This is a genomic window from Flavobacterium rivuli WB 3.3-2 = DSM 21788, from assembly GCF_000378485.1.
GTDB classification, from domain to species: Bacteria; Bacteroidota; Bacteroidia; order Flavobacteriales; family Flavobacteriaceae; genus Flavobacterium; species Flavobacterium rivuli.
In genome coordinates, this window is sequence record NZ_KB899971.1 from 1 (window position 1) to 18389 (window position 18389).

The following is an 18389-nucleotide window of genomic DNA, read 5'->3' on the forward strand; positions in this document are numbered from 1 at the left end:
AAAGGGTTACAAAAAAGAAAACAGCGCTCTGCCGATGTAGAACCTGTGTTCGCACATCTCAAACACAATAACAATTTTAAGAGGTTTACTTTAAAAGGACTTGAAAAAGTAGAATTAGAGTTCGGATTAATGGCCTTAGCACACAATCTGAGAAAGAAAATAGCGGCGTAAGCCACTTGAAAAATATCCTGACCTGAAAAATATAATAGCCTAATATAATAATGCTAAAAATGAAAAAACCGCCTCAATTGAATATTGAGACGGCTTCTTACTACTATTTATTATAAACGATTATCGTTTCATTGCAAAGTGAGCTTTAAACTCTCTTACTGTATCTCCATCAGGGAAGGTAACAGTAAACCAGTAATCATCTGATGGTAGTGGGTTACCATTAAAGGTACCATCCCATCCTTGTCCTTCTTCAGGGTTACTGCCCGGAGCTAATTGTTTAAGCAATTTACCATATTTATCAAAGATATAGATCCTTGATGATGGGAAGTTAGCAAGCCCAATTATATTCCAGTAGTCGTTATAACCATCACCGTTTGGTGTAAAGTATTTAGGATAATCTATAGTACTTACATCACTTATTGTAATAGGGTCACACGCATCGTTACCGTTAGTAACATCCCTAACGTATATGTTATGGTAGCCTACGCTAACATTTGTAAATACGTTAGAGTTTTGCCAAGGGCCGTCTACATACATGCTGTACTGGTAATCGCCGTACCCTTCAACCAATACAGTTATTGTCTGGCTGTCAGAGAAAGCATTGCTTACTACATACCCATCGCCTATAAGGCTTGCAGGTCCGGACATTGTTACGTCCCATCCCGGTATAGCGTCAGACACACAGAAGTTTGGCGCACCACCAGTTACTACTACAGTGTAAATACCAGACTCAAAAGCCGAGTAATCTGCCGATGTAGCACCTGCTATGGCTACCCCATCTTTAAACCACTGGAAGGTATTATTTGCAGGCGCAACATTACTGTGAAGCACCACATAGCGTAATACAGTATTAGTCTCAAAATCAACACAGCTTGTGTGGCTGTCGTTATCGCTCGATATAACCGGAGCAGGCAATAGGTCTATTGTAACCGGTACAGCTGTGTAAGCAGGACAACCGTAAGGAAGTGTACTCCTTATTGCAGCCCACAACACTGTAGTTGCTGTAGGGTAAGCCGATGGATTTGTAATCGCATTCTGGCCTGCCCTTGCATCAGCTTCAGTCAAGTAATATGTAACTACGTAAGTGTAGGTATTATCTATTGGCACTTGTGTACCTATTATTACAGCATCAGCTTCGGTAAGGTCTACCGTTGTAATACCATCATTAACACCATCATAATCACATTCCCTTATAACGGTATCGTCTACAGGATTAGCGATAGTTTGTGGCTCTACAGATAATACAAGTGGCAATACCACATCACACTCTGTATCTAAATTTTGTGCATAAACCCATATTGTCTGTGTCCTGTATACTGTATTAGTGTAAAGGAATGGCAGCGATGGGTTACCATTAGCAGATCCCGGAGGTGTTACCCTTGGGTCTATTGCATAGAAACGAACAGTATAATCTGTAAGAACAGCACCTGCCGGTAGTATGGTACTACGGTAGTTACCAAGGTCGAACTGTGCAAAACCGGTAAAGTTAGTCTGGCATATTCCGTAAGGTGCTATAGACGTTGCCGGTAACGGGTTCACTATAAGCTCTAACGGCACTACCACTGCACATACAGGGTCTCCCGGTTCACTGCCTGCAAGCTCTGCACGTACATAAATTGTAGTACTCGTACTAAAGTGGCTTGTAAAGTCTAGTATTGGGTTAGTTCCTGCTAATGCATCACTCTCTAACACATAATATTTTAATGTAGTTAGAGTAGAGTGCTGTAATATATTAGCATTTGCCTCAGTAAGGTTAAACTCTGCTATACCATCGCCACTCACGTCATCACACTCTTCAAGAGGATCTGGCGTTGGGTTAGGTGTAGGCAACGGTATTACTTTTATAGTAAGCGTTGTATAACTCTTACAGCCGTTTATAGTTGTAACAACCACCTGTAATGTTTGCGGGTTACTTGTATTAGTATAAGCTGTAAAATCAGGAATAGGGTTATTATTCGTAATATCGGTTAATGTTTCATAGTACTGAACAATGTTATCCTGCCCCTGGCCTGTAGCACCCAATATCTCCTCGTCTTTTTCAGTAAGGTCAAATACATAGCTCTGGTTATTACTTGCATTTGGTGGTGTGGCAGTCAGCTGCTCATAATCACACTTAACAAGTGCTGTAGGCTGTGCTACATCTACAGGAGTATCTATCAACAGTTCAAAACTTGTAACTGTATAACATTCCGTAACCGGATTCTCTATGCGTACCCAAATAACCTGCTCGTTTGTACCCTGGTAAGTAGTTGGCGAGATAATTATTGGCGTGCCCTCTTCTGCTTCAGCTTCAGTGGCATGATATGTTATAGTCAATACAGGGTTAGCCGGGTTTAATGCGCGTATAGCAGCCTCATGGAACGTTAAGTCAAATTCGGCAATACCGTCCTGGTCATCCTGGTCAAGTTCATCATCACACTCCCTTAGTGGCGCAAGAGCAATAGCAGGAAGCGTAGGTGCAGCGTTAAATATAAGATCTAACGGATACACCTGAGAAAGACATCCTGTAATTGTATTTTCTGCCCTCACGTAAACCGTCTGGCCCATTCCCGGGTTTTGGTTTACAAACTCGGCAAGGTTAGTAATTACGCTATTAGGGTTGTTATTCTCGGCACCTATTTGTGTCATGTAAAAACGAACCACAATATTAGCACCACCATTATCTATCATATCTTCAATAAGATCTTCAAGATTAATTTCGCCATAACCATTACCATCGCTGTCGCAAATTGTGCGATCATCGGCTGTAGGCATTAATAGTGTAGGCAAAGGTTCTACCCTTAAATCCATAAGCACTATGCGGTAACAACCACTCGTACCATCTTCTACCCTTACAAAAAGTGTCTGTACTGTAGTTAAGTTAGTATAAGCACGGCTATCTGCATCAGATATTGCATTGTTGTCTGTATCGGCATCCTGGAAACTTGTGTGGAAAGTTACCACCAAGCCATTAACGCCATTAGTAATCTCCGCAATTTTAGTAGTAAGGTCAAACACTTCCCTTTCATCCGGAGTGGTACCCACAGTAGTATCATCACATAGCATGTATGGCGTAGGTGTTACTACCGCCGGCATAGGGTTTACTATAAGTTCAAGTTCTACAATATCATCACAACCTGTAATAATATTAAATACTTTAATATACACTATTTGTCCTGTCGACTCAAAAGTACCCGGATTAGCTATCTCATCTGTAGCCGCAGCATCTCTGTAGTAAGCAACATCAAACTGAGCCGGGTTTAATGTACCAAGCACCTGAGACTCGTATGTTGTAAGATCAAATACTCCAATACCATCGGTATCGCTCACACCATTATCGCAAATGCTGTAAGGTGCTGTAGGCACTATAGCCACCGGCCTTGGATCTACAATAAGCCTTACTTCTACGATAGAGTAGCATTCTACACCACGGGTAGAATAAAGCCTTATGTATAACGTTTGGGTAGCTGCACGAACACTCCTGTAAGCAGTAAGGCTTGTAATAGCATCATGATCAAACTGGGCATCCTCCATTGTTTCATAAATACTCGCAGCAACGTCTGCCTGGTTGTCAAGTGCTTCTGTAAGTGCCGGAGTAAGATCAAAAATACCCTGATTGTTAGCATCGTCTATGGCACATGCATGTAATGCCTGCGGCACTATACCCCTTGGCCTTGCAATAACTTCCACCTCATAGGAGCTTTCATCAGTACAGGCAGGTGTAGTTGCCGTAACACCATATATATAAATTGTGTTTATACCTACAGTAGTAATTGCATCTCCCGCAAACAATGGAGTACCTCCACCATTAGGAGCCGTAAAATAATTACCTATTGTTAATGCAGGTAATGTATAGCTTTCGCAAGCCAAAACATCTGCAGGTTCCGGCACTTCAATACTATTAATTGTAACAGTATAGCTATCTTCTGTAAAACACTGGTTATTGCCGGTAGAAGCATAAAGCCATAATGTCTCTGTTCTTGTTGTATTTCCTGTTGCCGTAAACTCTGTACCTACACGTATAACAGTACCAGTACCGGACGGACCTCCCGGTTGTGTATAATAAGCAGAGGTAACACCAGCGTCTGATGCATTAACGAGTGCAGGAAGCGACGGAACCGTGTATGAAAAACATACACTTTCATTTGCCACATCAGGAACCTGAGGCGTACGGTAAACTGCAATAGGCACTTCTACCACGCTTTCGCACTGGTACCTGCCCTTAAGCTGCTGATAAATATAAACTGTAGTATTTATAGCATTTACAGTAGGGGCTTCGTTAGCAATGTCAAATGTGTAACCTACAGGCAATGGGTTTGATGTATCTCCGGTTACTACAGGATTTGTAAGATAATAATGCTGTGTAAAATCATCTCCGTCAAGGTCTATAGGATTTCCTGATATACCGTTAACTGGAAGCGTAAAGCTATCACAAGCAGTTATACCTGTTTGGCCTGGTGTAAGTATTGTATCTGCATTGGCAGCATAAATATTTACCTGGAAGCTGTTTTCGCTGTAACATTCCGGTCTGTCTACCGGGTTAGGCGATGCACCAAAAATATAAATTCTTTGAGAAGACCTTATTGGGGTACCTGCCGGGATTACAGTGCCACCACCATCTGCAAAGGAAGCTGTGCGGTATTCACCAGTTGTTAAATTACCTAAAACAAATTCATCACACTGGTCTACATTAGAGCGGCTGTCTATCATTGGCCTTGGCGTAATGATTACTTCAAAAGCAGCCTCAACTGAACAGTTAGGGAATGTATTTGTCTCTGCATATACATAAACCGTTTTTGTATAGAACGATGTTGTACCGGCAGGAGCTGTTATAGGCACCGTAATATCTATCAATCCTCCTGTAGCATTCGATCCATTATAATAATTACCTACAGTTAACGCAGGAAGGTAATATTCATCGCACACACTTATCGGACTAACAGGAGCAAGTATTGGTGTATTATTTATCGTTACAGTAAAGAATGAGTTAACTGTACATGCGGCAGCATTTTGTATAAAGTAATAAATATCCTGTGTTGTCCTTATTTCTGTACCGGCTGGTATAACGTTCGCCGATCCTGTGTTTCCACCAGGGCCGTCATAATAAAATTGTCCCGGCAGCAGTTCAGGCAATACATAAACGTCACATATAGTAACTGCATCCGGTGCCTGAGGGTTAACTGTTATATTAAAATCAAGTTCGCTGCTACAGTTAAGGGTACCTCCGCCTTCGGCATATATATAAATAAGCTGAGAAGAATCTATTATAGCACCGGCAATTAATTGCTGTCCTTGTCCGCCACGCTCTGTAAAATAGGCACCGGGGCCGGTTAGCGCAGGTAATGTATAGTTGCCACAGCTAAAGCCCTGTGCAACACCATCTGCATCAACCGGTTCCGGCGAAATAATAGCAGGCGATGGTGTAACCCTAACTTCAAAGCTTGTTTCATCCGTACATAATGGGTTTGACCCTGATGCTTCTGCATAAACATAAACTGTTTGCGGAGTATTTAATACCGTACCAACAGGTATTAATGTACCGTTACCAGCAGGTCCGCCAGTTGCGGTGTAGTAAGTACCCACTTCTAATTGCGGCAGTACATATCCCTCGTTTTCGCAAACAACCCTATCCTGAACAGGATCTATAGTTAAAGGAATGATCTGTACCCTAAATGAACGTTCGATAGGGCAATCTACATTATTATTATGGACATAAATAAAGCGCGACTCTGTAACCACATATCCCGCAGATACAGGTGTCTGGCCGGTAGCGTTAGGGCCACCAGGTAAAAGGTAATAAAAATTACCTGCCGGAAGAGCCGGAAGCGTATAGCTTTGGCAGCGCCCAAGTACATTTGGCTGGTTATTTACTCTGACTACCTGTATAATATTAACATTAAAGTTTGCATCTGCAGTACAATTAGTTCCGGTGGTTACAGGAACAAATACATAAATTTGCTGTGTAGCAGTTATACGAGTACCTACAGGTAATATAGTACCTCCACCATTACGGGCAGTACGGTATTCGCCTATTGGCAGTGCCGGGAGAACATACGCAGCACAAGTAGGTGGAACATCGGCCGGAGCTACACTCCCTGTAATTATAGTTACTGAAAATGCCACTTCATTAACACATGTAGGTATAGGGTCTGTACCCGGGATACTTGCAAAAAGATAGATATCCTGCGTACTCGTTACAGTATAGTTATCAGGCAAAATTGTTGCAGCCTGGCCGCCCGTTGCCGAATAATAATGTGAACCGGCAGGGGGGGCAGGAAGCGTATAGCTTGTACAGACAGTAACATTTGACATATCCGGAAGTACAGGAATAGGCTGTATGGTTACAACAAAGTTATCTTGTGCAGTACAAATTTCGTTTGTAGCATAAACATATATAGTGCGGCTTTGCGTTATCTGTGTTCCGGCAGGCAGCCTTCGCCCACCGCCATTTATCTCTGTAAAATATTCTCCCACAGGTAATTCAGGCAACCCATAGCTATCACAGGCATACTGGTCAGGGCCGGCATCCAGGGTAGCTTCAATAATCTGTACTTTAAAAGGCCTAACCCCTCTGCATCCCTGGGCATTTGCAGGAGTAGTTGCATAATATATATCACTTACAGTCACAAAACTATTAGGCTGATATTCAGTCCCTGTAGCATCAGGATTTGTAAAGTAAGTAATCCCTCCGCCTAAGTCAGGAAGCTGGTACCTTAAACAGGATATAACATCATCAATAGCAGGAACTGTAGGTATTGGATTTATAGATACCAGAAAACTTGCCTCGTTTGTACAAGCAGGGTTATTAGGAACAGATGCATGTACAAAAATTGTTTGCGTTGTATTGATAACCGTACCGGCAGGTATAAGATTGCTTGCATTTCCTCCAGATGCAGAATAGTAACTACCAACATTTAATGAAGGTAATGTATAAGGACCACATGAATTTACAGGAGCAACAGGGTCAAGAGTTGTATTTGTTATAACAATATTAAAATTATTTTCTACAATACACTCTGCATTTAAATTTCTATTATAAATATATATAGTTTGGTTAGAAGAAATAATGGTGTGTGGAGGAATCTCACCACCTGCGGATCCCGCCCTTGGAAAATAACGTGCGCCACCCTGAAGTTCAGGAAGTTCATAAGGACTACATACATTTACCACCCCATTTACAGCTGCAGCAGGTATATTTGCAGTGGTAATTGTAATTGTAAAACTTGTATTTGCAGTACATGCAGCCGCAGCAGGCATATAAAAATATACTGTTTGCGATTCTGTTAAAACATCCCCAGCCTGCAATTGACGCCCACCACCATTAGCAGCAGTACGATATTGCTGTCCTGCAGGCAATACCGGTAATATATAACTTACACACGTATTTACATTTTGCGGCACAGTACCGGGCGCATTAACCGTTACCACAAAGCTTGCCTCGTTAGGACAAGAAAGCGTAGTATTTGAAGCTGCGTATACATATATTGTTTGCGTTGATGTAACTACATAATTTGCAGGAAGCGGGCTTAGGCCTCCCGGCTGACTGTAATAAGCCCCGCCATTAGTTAATGCCGGCAATGTGTAATTAGTACATACAGTTTGGTTTCCGGGTACAGGCCCAATAGGAGGAAGCGGCACCACGGCTACAGTAAACGGGGTCGTTGCAAAACAACCGGGGTTTAAAACACTTTGTACCCTTGCATATAGTGTAGCACTTGCCGATGGATATGTACCTGCACCGGTAATTGGTGCGGTGTTTGTATTTGCATTATCTTGTGAGGTAAAGAACGAAACCGTAAAATCGTTAGCATTCTGGCTACCTAAGATAGCAGGCCTTAACTGTGTAAGGTTAAAACTCGCAGAACCGGTATTTGCCGTACTCTCGCACGCAGATAATGTAGCCGGCCTGGTAGCCGTAGCTGCAGGCAGTGCTAACAAAGTAAATGAAACCACGGTATAACAACTGCTGTTATGGCTTTTTACCCTTGCATAAATAGTTACACCCCCGGTGCTTGTATAACTTAGGGGTAAAGCCGCCCTGTTTAAATCAGCGTCTTCCTGTGTTGCATGGTAGGTTACCGTAGTAGCAGGGTTAAGCCCCAGTTTAATAACCGGGGTATTTTGAGAAAGGTCGTAAACATAACTGTTAGATGAGTTTGTACACGCATAAAGGTTGTTAGGCGTACCAGGCACTAATGCCGGGGCAAACTCTACAACTTCTTCCTGGGTATCTACGCAGCCTGCGGCCGTTTCTATCCGTAATTGATATCTACCCGGCTGTGTAATATCTATGCTCGAAACATCTCCTGCAAAATTTGCTCCATCTTTTGTCCAGCTTAATATATAATCATTAGCATCAAGGTTAGAGTTTAACCTGTAGGTTTCGCCCTGGCAAAGAGCGTTGCCTCCCTCTAAAGTTAGGCCGCCTTCTAAAATATTTTGTCCAAGGTTAAAACCGTCTTTAGGAAAAAACACGGCAGAGTCATACTTTCCGTCGTTACCATTCAGGTTATTTGGGTTACCATTACCATCATCGGCAATAACAATTTTTATATGGTATGTTGTACCGGGAACCAGAACGGCAGATGCGTTCATCACAACTGTTTGCCCTTCATAATTAGTAGCCGAAGGATTTGCAGGGTCTTGTGTACCACCATTAAAGCTGCCAAAATAAGCCTCATTTTGTGAGGTACACCCCGCCGGCGCACTATTTACATAAGCATTATTACGAATAGTGGCAACAGATACGGCATTTGAAGTAGATGGCACAAGGGCTAAATTTCTGTAAGCGCCATTGCCCGTTTTTAAAAGTATGGCAAAACCATCTTTAGAGTTACACTGAAACTGACCATACTCTTCAGATGCAAAAATATAGTCTATAGACAATGTGCTTGTTGCAGCAACAAAATCAAACTCAAGGTATGTTGCATTCATAGAGGTCATGGTTACACCACCTGCTGCAAGGGCAGCTTCAAGATCGGCATCACCTGTCCACGCTATATTTTCGTCGCTTGATACCGTAGTATTAGGTCCTGCAGCATTTATAGCCCTGCCCGTACTAAGTAAAACTCCTCTCGAAAACGCAAAGTTTGGGTTAGCATTAGTAAACGAACCTATACTTTCATAGCCATAGCTAAGCCCTGTAGACTTGGTCATGTTAGATGTCTGGGCAAGACATGAACTACTAATTAGATTGTCACTAACCCACTGGTTAAGAACAGTTCCTGTAGTAGGTGCCGGTGCCGGTGCTACCACAATTGTGTTTTGCGAAAATCCTTTTATTGTAAATAACAGGACTAAAAAAAGTAAATGTTTTTTCATAATACAACTAACTAGCAATCTTTTTGACTTTGGGGCTCAAACTATAAAAACTTAATATACAGTATTTTAATACAGAGGGCAAATATAGAATAAATGTTTATTCGTTAACAAAAATTTATAACAATTTTGTATTGCGCAACCAATTTTTATAACTATTCAAGATTTGGAGGCAATTTACCTAAAAAAACAACGAATGATACACCTATAAACATATAAACGTTATAACATTATTAAAATTAGACAAAATGCAACCTAAACGTAATTTGCGGCAAAAATACACGAATTTCCGGTTTATAAAAGTTCATTATAATTATATAATGTAACAATAACAGGCAACACCATTTTTACCCTAAATATTTAACAGTCGTTGAACATGCGGCCCGTTCTTTACTCCTTATTTTTGTATAAAACACTCCTATATATGTATGACAGGATAAGGGAAAAGCTAAATATATTAGCCGATGCAGCAAAGTATGATGTTTCCTGTTCGAGCAGTGGCGGAAACCGTAAGAACGACAACAAAGGTATAGGCGACAGCAGTAACGGTATATGCCACACCTATACCGAAGATGGCCGTTGTGTATCATTATTAAAAATACTGCTTACTAACCATTGCATTTACGATTGCGCTTTTTGCGTATCGCGGGTAAGCAACGACGTTAAACGCGCTGCCTTTACCGTAGACGAGGTGGTAGACCTTACCATGAGTTTTTACCGCCGCAACTATATTGAGGGCCTGTTCCTTAGCTCTGGTATATTTAAAAATGCCGATTTTACTATGGAGCGCCTGGTGCGCATTGTTAAACGCCTTCGACTCGAAGAACGCTTTAACGGTTATATTCATTTAAAGACCATACCGGGCGCAAGCCAGGAACTGCTAACCGAAGCCGGCCTTTATGCCGACCGTATGAGCATTAACCTTGAAATGCCTACCGAAGCAGGACTGAAACTTTTAGCCCCCGATAAGTCGCACGAGGATGTTAAGAAACCGCTTGCATTTATACAAAGCGGCATTACACAATATAAGGATGAGAAGAAAAATGGGCTTATAAAAAGTGTGCCCAAGTTTGTACCCGCTGGCCAGAGCACCCAGATGGTGATAGGTGCTACGCCCGAAACCGATATGGAAATTATGCACAGTGCCGCCCAGTACTATAAAGATTACTCGCTTAAGCGGGTGTATTATTCGGGGTACATACCTATAAGTTATGATGAGCGTATGCCCGTTATAGGTAGCCAGCCTCCGCTATTGCGCGAAAACCGCCTGTACCAGACCGACTGGCTTATGCGCTTTTATGGGTTTAACGTAAACGAACTCCTTAATACTAAGAACCCGCATCTGGATACCGATATGGACCCGAAACTGAGCTGGGCCTTGCGTAACCTGGACCAGTTTCCCATAGATATTAATACTGCCGAGTACCGTATGATCATGCGGGTGCCGGGTATAGGTGTAGGGTCGGCACGTAAAATTGTAGAAGCACGAAAGTTTGGCAGGCTGCGAAGCGACCAGTTGCAAAAAATAGGCATTGCTTACAACCGTGCAAAGCATTTTATCCGCTGTGCCGATAGCCCTATATTGCTTAACGAACCCGATGCGCCGCACCTTAAAAACATTATCCTGGCCGACAGCAGCAGCAAGTACCTTAAAGTGCCGCAAAACCAATTAAGCCTGTTTTAAAAGGAACGCGGATTACACCGATGCTGCGCAATCGCGGATTTACACGGATTTCTCCGCAAGCGGTCATTGCCAGGCACGAAGCAATCTTTGTTATAGTGGTGATGTTCCATTTCGACCGAAGCGCAGCGGAGTGGAGGGATCTCCTTGTAAAAAAGGCAGCGCGGATTTTGAGTGTGAGTGAAGCTGTTCCCCTCTTGAGAGGGGTTAGGGGTGTGTTTCAGGCAGAAAGTAAAATAACAATACAGCCTCAGCCCCCAACACTATAAACATACTGAATAAAATATTGCTTCGTACCTCGCAAAGACGATACGTGAAGAAAAGACTGTTAGAAATAGGCAGATTGGTCACTGCGAGGCACGAAGCAATCTTTATTATAGTGGTGATGTTCCATTTCGACCGAAGCGCAGCGTAGTGGAGAAATCTCTTTATAAAAAAAGGAGCGCGAATTCTTTTGAGCATGAGTGAAGCTGTTCCCCTCTTGAGAGGGGTTAGGGGTGTGTTATTTTTAAATAATATACTATTTTGCGCAAGACACACCCCCAGCCCCTCTCAAGAGGGGAGCCAGCCCCAAACGCCGAAAAAGCGTTCCGAAAAAAACTTTGCTACTCTGCAACTTTCAAACTTTAGACTTTAAAAATTATGACAACCTATATTTTCGACGGTACTTTTGAAGGCATCCTTACCGCCCTTTTCGAGTTTTACGACCGGAAAGAAACGGCGGTCGATCTTGTTTGGGACAGGTATTACCAACCCGTTATGCTACAGGAAACCGTTGAAATTATAAATGATGAAGCTAAAGCCAAACGTGTATGGGCCGGTTTGCGCAAAAAATTGAGCCCCCAGTGGCAGCAGATGTTTTACAAAACCCACCTTAGCGAAGACCCGCAGGCGTTTAACGATATGTTTAATTTTGCACGCTATATTTTTGACAGCCCCTCCGGTGCCGAAAACAACTTTGGCAACCCACACGTTATGGCTGTAAATAAATGGGAACGCAAGGTAAGCCGCGAACGCCACCGCATGAAGGCGTTTATACGGTTTCAGCAAACGGCAGATGGAATGTATTACTGCCCCATAGAACCCGACTTTAACGTGCTGCCCCTTGTGGCCTCTTTTTTTAAGAACCGCTATGCCGACGAGCAATGGATTATTTATGACGTAAAGCGCAAGTATGGCCTGTACTACAATACCCACACCGTTGAAGAAATTACCTACGACTTTGTTGCCGAAATTGACACCAAGAAAATACTCCTCCCCGCTGCCGTTCTCGACCCTAAGGAGGAACTGGCCTCTATATTATGGAAGGACTACTTTAACAGCACTAACATTCCTGCCCGTAAAAACATGAAGCTACACATTCAGCATGTGCCCAAACGGTATTGGAAATATTTGAATGAGAAAGAGGGGAAGAATTGAGGTATAATGCCAACTTATTTAATCACCAGATAATAATTTATTTGATTTGTCCCATCGTATCTTTTCTCTTCTTTAGGGACTAATACATAGCTATCTAGTATATTATAGTTAAAATTATTTTTTTCTAAAAACCATTTAAAAGATTCGGGCGATTCAAATTTAACACCTGAGAATGTACAATTGGCGAAAAAATTATCTGTAATTACATTATTTTTGTAGAATTCAGATCCTTCGAATTCGGTTTGAATAAATTTGTTTCGTTGTATAAAGCAGGACGAAAAGTTAGCTCTTATAATACAGTCTTCAAAAACATTATTAGATAAATCGCAGCTTGTAAAATCACACAATAAATGGCAATCTAAATATTCATTAGAATCAGAATATCTAATATATGTTGGATCATTTGCAAATATTAAATTTTCAAAAACATACTCTGCGGAAAACATAAATGTAAATGAAAAAAGAAACTCTTCCAACCTTTCACTAACTTCTATAACATTTCCTCTTGATAAATTAGACTTATAATAAAATGTCCAAAAAAGTTCAAAAATTGATATTGATTTTTGGACCGCGCTTATTTGATCGTCTTTCTTCCTATATTCAAGTATAAAATCATCATTTAATAAACTGAGAAAAAGACCATCAGATTGTTCTGCAATCAATATTTTAATATCGTCATCTTCATGACTAATTATATCGACTAAATTTTCATAAACAGCGTAACTTAGAGTTTTGTTACCAATCATCTTTCTCAGATGTTCAAAATATTGCTCGTTAGTTACTTGTAAGAAATCTCCATCTTCATCCTTTTTCAATAGAATTTTTTTGTTTTCCTCCCATAAATATTCAGCCGTTAAATATTCCCAAAGCGAATTATGAAAAAACTCAATAGCAGTATCACTTGACGTATTATTAGTTGACTCCTGAAAATAGAAGCTTATAAGTAAATACTTGCTTATATCTTTTAACTTTTCTGGTGAATTAATCAAATCATCGTTGAAACATTTTTTCACAAAGTTGTTAGTGGAATCCAAACCAGCTAATTTAGTTAAAGTAATATATAGCTTAGGTGATTGATAAACCTCAAATGCAATATTTCTAATGTACTCTCTTAAATATTTTTCATATAATATATGATCTGATTTTACTTTTGACTTAATATAATCAAGCTGCCCGTTTCTATCCCATCCTCGTTTTGATAAAACACTAAATAATTTATCGTAAATTATTGATTTAGAATCCCCTGATTCAACATCTATATCAGCGATCGCAATGAAATAGATGACCACAGCCTGTTTAAGCAATTCTTTTATATGAGAGTACTGATTATCTTTTAATATTGTACTGACTTTTTTTATAAAATTATTCTGAGGATAAAATAATTTAAATTTCTTTACATATTGCCCAATTTGCCTGTCACTAAACGACTCTAACTTTATTACTAAAGACCCATCTATACAAGCCTCGTTCGCATTTAAATAACTTAGTCTTGAAGTGAGTATAATTTTTAAATGTACATTACTGCGACAAGTTTTATTTAGTCTGTCGTATAAGTTCCTCAAATCATTATCGCTGATCCCTCCTCCCATATATGCCTCATCCAGTCCATCGAGTATTAATAATACTTTTGAATTATTAAAATCATAATTAGTTTTTAAATATTTATTTATTTCATCAAAGGGTGTATTTATAAAATCGCTTGCTACTAAATCTCTAATTTTAACAAAACATAAAATTTGATTGGGTAGTCCATAAGAATTTATTAGAATATCATACACCACTTTGTAACATAAAGAAGTTTTACCCTGACCTGGTTGACCCAAAAGAAAAAGCATATTGTAACACTTTTTTAAATCTGGGTGCGCTTTACCTTGCAAGAAATATTCATTAATAAATTCGTGAGCAGTGACACTTTCGTTTCTAAATTCAAAAAAATCTTGGTAATAAGTCGTAAATGAAAGATTATTTGAATAAACTTTGAAATATGGATCTATATATAAATCTTTTAACGTTTCATTTGACTCGCCATCTTGTCTGAGAGGTAAAATGAAATTTGTTTTAATATCTGAATAATATTTAAACAAAGCGTCCATTTTAATATTTTGCTCTCTTACAGGATTATTAAAATGCATTTGTAATTCATCATATTTAGATCTATTATTGTGATATTCTTCACTTAATTTAGATCTGAACGTTTTGTAATAACTATATTCAAAACTCTCTGGGATTTCGATTTTTAAAAGCCTCAAATATTTTTTGAATAATAAGTAAGACTTTTTAAGATAGTCTGGATTATGATTAATTATATCTTCAAAAAAATCAGGCGTGATTGTTATCTCTAGTTCCAAGAAAGATTTAAGTTCATTTTCAATCTCTCTATTAATTGAAATATCACTATTAAGATTTACTTTATCTTGATCTAACTCCTTTACTAATTCAGTGATAGTAGTTTTAGCAGTATTATACAACAAAGTAAACGCTTTCATCTCAATTGATGAATCAATTGAAATCATATCAGTGATCGCTGAGCCCACATTAAAATCGAAGAAGTTCTTAACAACCTCTTTAAAATTTAGTTTATAATTATAATCTGAACTTTTCAACTTGATTTCCATATGATTGGTTTTAATAATATAAATCTAAACTATTTAGATAAATTAACCATAAAAAAACTACACGATTGTTTTGATTTATTTCATTCAGCCCCAATCATCCTATACAAAGTTTTAATTCTCCCGCCCACCCTACCACATTATCCCTTACCTTTACGTAGCCTAAAAACAACCTCGTAAATGGATAATTTAGATGCCGCACGAATGCAAATGGCATTCACCCTTATTTTTCATATTGTGTTTGCCTGTATAGGTATGGTAATGCCTTTTTTTATGGTAATAAGCCACTATAAATGGCTAAAAACCCGCGAGCACGTTTATTTAACCCTAACCAAATCGTGGCAAAAAGGTGTCGCCATATTTTTTGTAACCGGTGCAGTATCGGGTACGGCGCTGTCGTTTGAGCTTGGCCTGCTGTGGCCCAACTTCATGAAGTATGCCGGGCCTATTATAGGGATGCCATTCTCGCTGGAGGGTGCCGCCTTTTTTATAGAAGCCGTGGCACTGGGCTTTTACCTGTACGGCTGGAACAAAATATCAGAGCGTTTTCACCTGTTTACAGGTATCATAGTAGGAGTATCCGGAATACTTTCGGGTATCCTTGTGGTATCGGCAAACAGTTGGATGAACGCCCCTTCGGGTTTTGATTACGTAGATGGTAAATTCATAAACATAGACCCTGTAAAAGCATTCCTTAACGATGCGTGGTTTAGCCAGGCACTACACATGACGCTTGCCGCCTTTGCTGCGACCTCTTTTGCAGTGGCAGGAATCCACGCCTGGCAGATCTACAAAAACCGAAACCCGCAGGTACACAAAAAAGCTTTTAACATTGCCATACTGTTTGGTGCTGTTGCTGCAATGCTGCAACCGTTAAGTGGCGATATGTCGGCTAAAGATATTGCCGCACGCCAGCCCGTAAAACTCGCCGCACTCGAAGCACATTATGAAACCGAGAAAGGCGCTCCGCTATACATTGGCGGTATTGTAAATAACGAAACCCACGAGGTGACCCATAAAATTGCCATTCCTAAAGCGCTTTCGTTTCTTGCCCACGGCGACTTTAATGCCGAGGTAAAAGGCCTTAATGATTTTCCGGTAGAAGACCGCCCTAATGTTGCTATTACACACTATGCTTTTCAGGCAATGGTAAGTTTGGGCATGCTGCTGGTATTGGCTTCTGTAATTTACTTTATCAGCCTTAAAAAGAAACACTGGCAGCTGCACCGCCGCTACTGGCTGTACTTTGCCATCATGGCTCCCGTTGGCTTCCTTGCCCTTGAGGCAGGCTGGATCGTTACCGAAGTGGGCCGTCAGCCATGGATTATCCATAACGTAATGCGCACTAAAGATGCCGTTACGCCCATGCCGGGCATGATATATAGTTTTTATATGTACGTATTTTTATACGCCATACTATCTGTGGCGGTTACCTGGCTTATGGCACGCCAGATAAAAGTGCTTAACAACACCCAAACATTGTAACGTTATGCTGTATGTAGTGCTGTTTTTTGTTGTACTCTCCTTCTTTTTATATGTGCTTCTTGGCGGTGCCGACTTCGGTGCGGGTATCCTCGAGCTCTTCTCCTCTGCCGACCATAAAAAGTCGATCAAGAAAACTGTTTACAGTGTGCTTGGCCCCGTTTGGGAGGCTAACCACATCTGGATCATTATACTTATCGTAATCCTGTGGATTGCGTTTCCCATTTTTTATAACGTGATTATTGTGTACCTGCACATACCCCTCACATTGGTATTGCTGGGTATTACGTTACGTGGGGTTGCTTTTGTTTTTAGGCACTATGATGCCGTTAAAGACAAAACACAGTTTTTGTATGACCGCATGTTTGAGTTTTCGTGCCTTGTAACCCCCATATTTTTAGGCATGACCTTTGGCGGACTTGTTAGCGGTAATATAATTTTACTTGAAGACAATCCTAATGCAGGCTTTGCCGATGTGTATATTCACCCGTGGCTGCAATGGTTTCCTATACTTACGGGCTTCTTTTTCAGCGCGCTTTGCACGTTCCTTTCGGCTACGTTTTTAATAGGCGAAGCCAAAAATTATGAAAAGCGTATGTACATGCGCAAGGCCGGTATTGCAACTATAGTGGTGGTAGTTTTAGGTATGGCAACACTAAGTGCAGGTTATTTGGCCAATAATAAATTTACCCATGACTTTCTTAATAATTATTACGCCTTGGGTGCTGTGGCATTATCTGGAATACTATTATATCCGTTATGGAGGGTTATACAAATAGGCCGTATTATATGGTGCCGCTTCCTTGCCGGTATGCAGGTGCTGCTTATATTATTTGCCGCGATTGGTACACATTTCCCTAACCTTATAATTACAAAAAACGAACAAATAAGCCTGCTCGACGGCCGTGCCCCCGATAATGTTATCAGCGTGCTGGGTATCTCATTAATTATTGGTGGGGCATTGATTATTCCCGGATTACTGCACCTTTTAAAATCGTTCAGAATGATAAAGGTATTGGAGGAAAGGGAATAGGTTTTAATTGAACGCGGATAACAAGCAGACGCGGATTAAAACGGATTAGCTACATTTAGTAAAATATAAAATCCGTGTAAATCCGCGCTTAAAATCCGCGTTCCAGATATATAATTTAGAATTTAAAATTTGTCTTTTGGAATTTCTCCCTAATAACTCATTATAAAATTCTCGCGGTTTAATCCATCGGTAACATAAAGCCAGCTCACACTTAATACATCGGCCATAATTTTTTTAAGAGAAAGAAAATCATCCGGCTTTTTAATGTAAATATTTGCACCTGCAACAAAGGTACCCTCTATATCTTCCGGCGAAGAAGATGTACTGTAAATAGCTACGGTAAGATCGCGAAATTGCGGATTAGCCCTTATTTCGAGCAAACATTCTAAACCGTGCTTACCCGGCATATTAAGATCCAGAAAAACAACATGAGGTGGCTCCTCGGCAGTAGCAAGGTACTCCATAAGCTCGTAGCCATCTTCAAACATAAGCAGTTCGTGCTTTATCCTAAGTTGTTCGAATGCATTTTTAAAGAAAAGGCGGTCATCTTTATCATCATCTGCCAATACCACATGTAATTTTTCCCTATGCATAGTGTTTCCCATAATTGATAATATTAAACAGAATTCTATATAAAATTACGGTAATAGAAAAGCTATCCAAGTAATATTGGCAAGAATATAACAGTTAATTT

The 18389-nt window shown here is 40.3% G+C and carries 8 protein-coding genes; 5 read left to right on the forward strand and 3 right to left on the reverse strand.

The window, feature by feature from the left end:
- Positions 1–171 (forward strand): transposase (locus F565_RS22695; RefSeq protein WP_020213685.1); only part of this gene is annotated, 171 nt, incomplete at its 5' end.
- Positions 172–291: 120 nt separating this feature from the next.
- On the opposite strand, the gene F565_RS21625 is transcribed toward F565_RS22695, so the two are convergent.
- Positions 292–9471, reverse strand: coding sequence for a T9SS type B sorting domain-containing protein (locus F565_RS21625; protein WP_020213686.1), 9180 nt, complete (start codon positions 9469–9471; stop codon positions 292–294).
- A gap of 421 nt (positions 9472–9892) precedes the next feature.
- Here F565_RS21625 and F565_RS0113060 point away from each other — a divergent pair, with 421 nt between their 5' ends.
- Positions 9893–11152 carry a putative DNA modification/repair radical SAM protein gene (locus F565_RS0113060; RefSeq protein ID WP_020213687.1) on the forward strand — a complete coding sequence of 420 codons (1260 nt, stop codon included), beginning with the start codon at positions 9893–9895 and terminating at the stop codon, positions 11150–11152.
- Positions 11153–11791: 639 nt separating this feature from the next.
- The gene (locus F565_RS0113070; protein ID WP_020213689.1) at positions 11792–12568 is read left to right on the forward strand and encodes a TIGR03915 family putative DNA repair protein; all 777 of its coding nucleotides are present in this window, start codon (positions 11792–11794) and stop codon (positions 12566–12568) included.
- Between the two features lie 14 nt (positions 12569–12582).
- On the opposite strand, the gene F565_RS0113075 is transcribed toward F565_RS0113070, so the two are convergent.
- Positions 12583–15183 carry an NACHT domain-containing protein gene (locus F565_RS0113075; RefSeq protein WP_020213690.1) on the reverse strand — a complete coding sequence of 867 codons (2601 nt, stop codon included), beginning with the start codon at positions 15181–15183 and terminating at the stop codon, positions 12583–12585.
- 177 nt (positions 15184–15360) lie between these two features.
- Here F565_RS0113075 and F565_RS0113080 point away from each other — a divergent pair, with 177 nt between their 5' ends.
- Together F565_RS0113080 and F565_RS0113085 are read left to right on the forward strand one after the other, a co-directional pair.
- Positions 15361–16665: a cytochrome ubiquinol oxidase subunit I gene (locus tag F565_RS0113080; protein WP_020213691.1), complete on the forward strand. Its 1305-nt coding sequence runs from the start codon at positions 15361–15363 to the stop codon at positions 16663–16665.
- A 4-nt stretch (positions 16666–16669) separates the two neighbouring features.
- On the forward strand, positions 16670–17695 hold the full coding sequence (locus F565_RS0113085) for a cytochrome d ubiquinol oxidase subunit II (RefSeq protein ID WP_020213692.1): 1026 nt from the start codon (positions 16670–16672) through the stop codon (positions 17693–17695).
- A gap of 149 nt (positions 17696–17844) precedes the next feature.
- Here the strand turns inward: F565_RS0113085 and F565_RS0113090 are convergent, their stop codons facing one another.
- The gene (locus tag F565_RS0113090; RefSeq protein ID WP_020213693.1) at positions 17845–18300 is read right to left on the reverse strand and encodes a response regulator; all 456 of its coding nucleotides are present in this window, start codon (positions 18298–18300) and stop codon (positions 17845–17847) included.
- Between the last annotated feature and the right edge of the window lie 89 nt (positions 18301–18389).